The following is a 5,863-nucleotide window of genomic DNA, read 5'->3' as shown; positions in this document are numbered from 1 at the left end:
CAGGAGCTTGGCATGCACGGCGACACGCGGGACCAGTCCACACCGATGGCCGAAGCCCTCGACGCTGCGGTCGCGGAATCCACCGGACGGATGGATTCTGACACTCGGACAGACCCGGCGATGCCGTCGCCCAGGGTGTCCGGGGCGGTCCGTACCGAATCCTCCGAGGGCCGGGCCCCGACAGCGCAGTCCTCCACGGCCCAGCCCTCCGCCGGGCCCCGGCAACCCGGGGCCGAGGAGGGCCGGGCCGCGGCACCCCGCAGGCGCACCACCACCACGCGCCGCGCCACCGCCACCACGACGGCCACCACCAGCCGGGCCGCCGACCCCGGGTCCGCCGCGCCCTCCACCGGCAGGGGCGACACCGGGAGCACCACCCGGAGCACCACCGCCAAGAGCGGCGCCGCCAAGACCGCCACCAAGCCCTCCGCCCGCAAGACGACAGAGAGCGACACCGTGATCGGCCGCATCCCCGTCCTGGACGTCACCCCCCTCGTCGACTCCGGCCGCCGCCCGGCCAAGGCCGCCGTCGGCGAGACCTTCCTGGTCACCGCGACCGTCTTCCGCGAGGGCCACGACGCCGTCAACGCCAACGTCGTGCTGCGCGACCCGCGCGGCCGCAGCGGCCCGTGGACACCGATGCGCGAACTCGCCGAGGGCAGCGACCGCTGGGGCGCGTACGTCACCCCGACCGCGCCCGGCCGCTGGTCGTTCCTGGTGGAGGCGTGGAGCGACCCGGTCGCCACCTGGCGCAAGACCGCCGCGATCAAGCTTCCGGCCGGGATCGACACCGCGCTGGTGCTGGAGGAGGGCGCCCGGCTGCTGGACCAGGCCGCCGCCGGGGTGCCGAAGAAGGAGGGCCGCGCGCACGTGCTGGCCGCCGTCGACGCGCTGCGCGACCCGGGGCTGCCGCCGCTGTCCCGGCTGGCCGCCGCGCTCGCCCCCGAGGTGCTGGAGCTGCTGACCCGCTACCCGCTGCGCGAGCTGGTCAGCGCCTCCCGTCCGCTGCCGCTCCAGGTGGACCGGGAGCGCGCGCTGTTCGGCTCCTGGTACGAGTTCTTCCCCCGTTCGGAGGGCGCCGTGGTGGACCCGGCCGGGGTCGAGCCGCCGCGCTCGGGCACCCTGCGCACCGCCGCCGAGCGGCTGCCGGCGGTCGCCGCGATGGGCTTCGACGTGGTCTACCTGCCGCCGGTCCACCCGATCGGGCGAGCCTTCCGCAAGGGCCCGGACAACACCCTGACGGCCGGTCCGCACGACGTCGGCTCGCCCTGGGCGATCGGCTCCCCCGAGGGCGGCCACGACGCCGTCCACCCGGACCTCGGCACCATCGAGGACTTCGACCACTTCGTCGCCGAGGCGCGGGAGCTGCACCTGGAGGTGGCACTGGACTTCGCCCTCCAGTGCTCCCCCGACCACCCGTGGGTGAACAAGCACCCGGAATGGTTCAGCCACCGCGCGGACGGCACCATCGCCTACGCCGAGAACCCGCCGAAGAAGTACCAGGACATCTATCCGATCAACTTCGACCAGGACATGGAAGGAATCGTCAAGGAAACCATCCGGATCCTTCGGTTCTGGATGGCACACGGTGTCAGGATCTTCCGGGTCGACAATCCGCACACCAAACCGGTGGTGTTCTGGGAGAAGGTGCTCGGCGACATCGCCCGCACCGACCCCGACGTCGTGTTCCTGGCGGAGGCCTTCACCCGCCCGGCGATGATGCACACCCTCGCGAAGATCGGTTTCCACCAGTCGTACACGTACTTCACCTGGCGCAACACCAAGACGGAACTCACCGAGTACCTCACCGAACTCACCGGCGACACGGCCGCCTACATGCGACCCAACTTCTTCGCCAACACCCCGGACATCCTGCACGAGTTCCTCCAGCACGGCGGCCGCGCCGCCTTCGCGATCCGCGCGGTGCTCGCCGCCACCCTCTCCCCGAGCTACGGCGTCTACGCCGGCTACGAGCTGTTCGAGAACGAGCCGGCCCACCCGGGCTCCGAGGAGTACCTGCACTCGGAGAAGTACGAACTGCGCCCGCGCGACTGGAGCGCTGCCGACACCCTCGCCCCGCTGCTCACCGTGCTGAACCGGCTGCGGCGCCGGCACCCCGCCCTCCAGCAGCTGCGCAACCTGCGCTTCCACCCCACCGACAACGAGCAGGTGCTCGCCTACTCCAAGACCGCGACCACCGCCGAGGGCCTCACCGACCAGGTCATCACCGTGGTCAACCTCGACCCGCACCACGTCCGGGAGGCCACCGTCACGCTCGACGGCGAGGGCCCGTACACGGTGCACGACGAGCTCACCGGCGCCGTCTACACGTGGGGCCGGCACAACTACGTCCGGCTCGATCCCTCAGCCGAGCCGGCCCACCTCCTCACGGTTCGGAGGAACCCAGCGTGACAGTGAACGAGCCCGTCCCCGACACCTTCCCCGAGACCTCGAAGAAGAAGCTCGACCCCCAGTGGTTCAAGCGTGCGGTCTTCTACGAGGTCCTGGTGCGGTCCTTCCAGGACAGCAACGGCGACGGGGTCGGGGACCTGAAGGGGCTCACGGCCAAGCTCGACTACCTCCAGTGGCTCGGGATCGACTGCCTCTGGCTCCCGCCGTTCTTCGCCTCGCCGCTGCGCGACGGCGGGTACGACGTCTCCGACTACACGTCGGTGCTGCCGGAGTTCGGCGACCTCGCCGACTTCATGGAGTTCGTCGACGCCGCGCACGCCCGCGGCATGCGCATCATCATCGACTTCGTCATGAACCACACCAGCGACCAGCACCCGTGGTTCCAGGCCTCGCGGACCGACCCGGACGGCCCGTACGGCGACTTCTACATGTGGGCCGACGACGACAAGCAGTACCCGGACGCCCGGATCATCTTCGTCGACACCGAGACCTCCAACTGGACGTACGACCCGGTCCGCAAGCAGTACTTCTGGCACCGGTTCTTCTCCCACCAGCCGGACCTCAACTACGACAACCCCCGGGTCCAGGACGAGATGATCGCCGGGCTGCGGTTCTGGCTCGACCTCGGGATCGACGGCTTCCGGCTGGACGCCGTGCCCTACCTGTTCGCCCGCGAGGGCACCAACTGCGAGAACCTGCCGGAGACCCACGAGTTCCTCAAGCGGGTCCGCAAGGAGATCGACGCCGACTACCCCGACACGGTGCTGCTCGCCGAGGCGAACCAGTGGCCGGAGGACGTGGTCGACTACTTCGGCGACTTCGCCTCCGGCGGCGACGAGTGCCACATGGCGTTCCACTTCCCGGTGATGCCGCGGATCTTCATGGCGGTGCGCCGCGAATCCCGCTACCCGGTGTCGGAGATCCTCGCCAAGACCCCGGAGATCCCGGGCGGCTGCCAGTGGGGCATCTTCCTGCGCAACCACGACGAGCTGACCCTGGAGATGGTCACCGACGAGGAGCGCGACTACATGTACGCGGAGTACGCCAAGGACCCCCGGATGCGCGCCAACGTGGGCATCCGCCGCCGGCTCGCCCCGCTGCTGGAGAACGACCGCAACCAGATCGAGCTGTTCACCGCCCTGCTCCTCTCCCTGCCCGGCTCGCCGGTGCTCTACTACGGGGACGAGATCGGCATGGGCGACAACATCTGGCTGGGCGACCGGGACGGCGTGCGCACGCCGATGCAGTGGACCCCGGACCGCAACGCGGGTTTCTCCTCCGCCGACCCGGGCAGGCTCAGTCTGCCACCCATCATGGACCCGGTGTACGGCTACCAGGTGACCAACGTCGAGGCGCAGCAGAGCAGTTCGAGTTCGCTGCTGCACTGGACGCGTCGCATGATCGAGATCCGCAAGCTCAATCCGGCCTTCGGCCTGGGCACCTACGCCGAACTGCCGTCCAGCAACCCCGCCGTGCTGGCCTTCGTGCGCGAGTACGAGGGGGACCTGGTCATGTGCGTGAACAACTTCTCGCGGTTCGCGCAGCCGACCGAGCTGGACCTACGGCAGTACGGCGGGCGGTACCCGGTCGAGCTGATCGGCGGGGTGCGCTTCCCGTCGATCGGAGAGTGGCCCTACCTGCTCACCCTGGCCGGGCACGGCTTCTACTGGTTCCAGCTCCGGCAGCCTCCGCGACTGAGCGGGACCAGGCGGCCGAAGTAACGATCCGCCGCACCCGCCGCACACCGTTGCGAACGGCACCACCAGACCCTCCGGGGGCGCGAGTTGAACCCCCGCGCCCCCGGAGTTCTCTGCACCACCGGTACGGAGAACAGCCCAACGGCCACCCACACGAAGGCGTGACACCCGAGCCACGCTCGCGTGCCGCAGCCGCCGCGCCGCCGAAATCCGGAAGACTGACGGACCCGGCCACGACCCGTCGGGCAGTCCGCGTGCTTCCGGGGAAAGGGAGTCATGTCCGAAACCTCCCGTTCTCAAGCCCATGTGCAGCACGACGCGCCGGCGGGCGCGCGGAGCACCGGGGTCCGGAGAACCGCCCTGGGGGTCAGCGAACTCGTCCAGGCGGCCCTGCCGCTGATCGCCGAGTGGCTCCCCACCCAGCGCTGGTACGCCGGGAAGGGGCGGCCCATCACCGGCCTCGTCCCCGTGGTCGGCACCCCACTACAGGTCGGCGACCCCGCCCTGCTGCACCTCCTGCTACGGGTCGAGCACGCCACCACGGCCGGCGCCCCGCACGGCGACATCTACCAGCTCCTGCTCGGCATCCGATCGGCCGGACCGGCGGACATCGAACCCGGCGCCGTGCTCGGCCGGCTCAGCCAGGGCCCGTACGACGGCGCCGCCCTCTACGACGCGGTACACGACCCCGAACTCACCGGGCGACTCCTGGAACACCTGGCCACCGGCGACCGCTTCGGCGCGCTGTCCTTCCGCCGCACCCCCGGCTCCGGACTGCCCACCAACCTCCCCGGCCGCGCCTCCACCGCCGAGCAGTCCAACAGCTCGGTCATCTACGGCACCTCCTACATCCTCAAGCTGTTCCGGCGCATCCACCCCGGCACCAACCCCGACCTGGAACTCTCGCTCGCCCTCTCCCGGGCCGGCTCCACCCGCATCCCCCGGGTCGCCGCCTGGTTCGAGAGCCGGATGGAACGCGCCGAGCCCGCCACCCTCGGACTGCTCCAGCGCTACCTGCCCGACGCGGAGGACGGCTGGGAGCTCGCCCTCGACCAGGTCGGCCGGCTCAAGGGCGACCGCTCCCCCGGCAACTTCGCGATCGAGGCGCACCGGCTCGGCCGGGCCACCGCCGAGGTGCACCGGGTGCTCGCCCGCTCGATGCCCGTCGCCCGGCTCGACCGCGCCCAGACCGGACGGCTCGCCACCGCGATGGCCGACCGGCTGGACAGCGCGGTCGCCGCCGTCCCCGGGCTGCTGCGCTTCCGGGCCGCGCTGCGCACCGCCTTCCAACAGCTCGCCGACGCCCACCCGGACGGCCTGCCCGTCCAGCGCATCCACGGCGACCTGCACCTCGGACAGGCGATGCGCACCCCGCACGGCTGGGTCCTGCTGGACTTCGAGGGCGAGCCGGCCAAGTCGGTCAACGAGCGCCGCGAACCGCAGCCCGCCCTGCGCGACGTCGCCGCGATGCTCCGCTCCTTCGACTACGCGGCCGCCCACCTGCTGGCCGGCGGCCCCGTCGACCCGGAACTGGCCCACCTCGCCGCCGCCTGGGCCCAGCGCAACCGCACCGCCTACTGCGCCGGCTACACCGCCGGGGGCGGCGCCGACCCGGCGGCCTCACCGGAGCTGATGCGGGCGCTGGAGATCGACAAGGCGGTGTACGAGGTGGTGTACGAGGCCCGGCACCGGCCCGGCTGGCTGCCGATCCCACTGGCCGCGATCAACCGGCTGGCCCTCAGCATCTGATGCCG

At 71.3% G+C, this 5,863-nt stretch carries 3 protein-coding genes; all 3 read left to right on the top strand.

Annotation, left to right across the window (positions count from 1 at the left end):
- The first annotated feature begins 456 nt into the window (after nucleotides 1–456).
- Nucleotides 457–2,412 (top strand): alpha-1,4-glucan--maltose-1-phosphate maltosyltransferase, encoded by a 1,956-nt coding sequence (locus J0670_RS27615; protein WP_207814412.1) that lies wholly within the window; start codon nucleotides 457–459, stop codon nucleotides 2,410–2,412.
- A complete protein-coding gene (gene treS, locus J0670_RS27610) occupies nucleotides 2,409–4,133 on the top strand; it encodes a maltose alpha-D-glucosyltransferase (protein ID WP_207814411.1) in 1,725 nt (574 codons plus the stop codon). Before J0670_RS27615 ends, treS begins: the two co-directional genes overlap by 4 nt.
- A gap of 252 nt (nucleotides 4,134–4,385) precedes the next feature.
- A complete protein-coding gene (locus tag J0670_RS27605; protein ID WP_207814410.1) occupies nucleotides 4,386–5,858 on the top strand; it encodes a phosphotransferase in 1,473 nt (490 codons plus the stop codon).
- Nucleotides 5,859–5,863: the final 5 nt, after the last annotated feature.

This window comes from Streptomyces sp. FH025, from assembly GCF_017427025.1.
In the GTDB taxonomy this organism is placed as follows: domain Bacteria; phylum Actinomycetota; class Actinomycetes; order Streptomycetales; family Streptomycetaceae; genus Kitasatospora.
This window is presented reverse-complemented; position numbering and strand designations above follow the sequence as displayed.

Bases quoted from the DNA above. Each gene is read 5' to 3' on its own strand.
- J0670_RS27605 (WP_207814410.1), top strand. From the start codon at position 4,386: ATGTCCGAAACCTCCCGTTCTCAAGCCCATGTGCAGCACGACGCGCCG.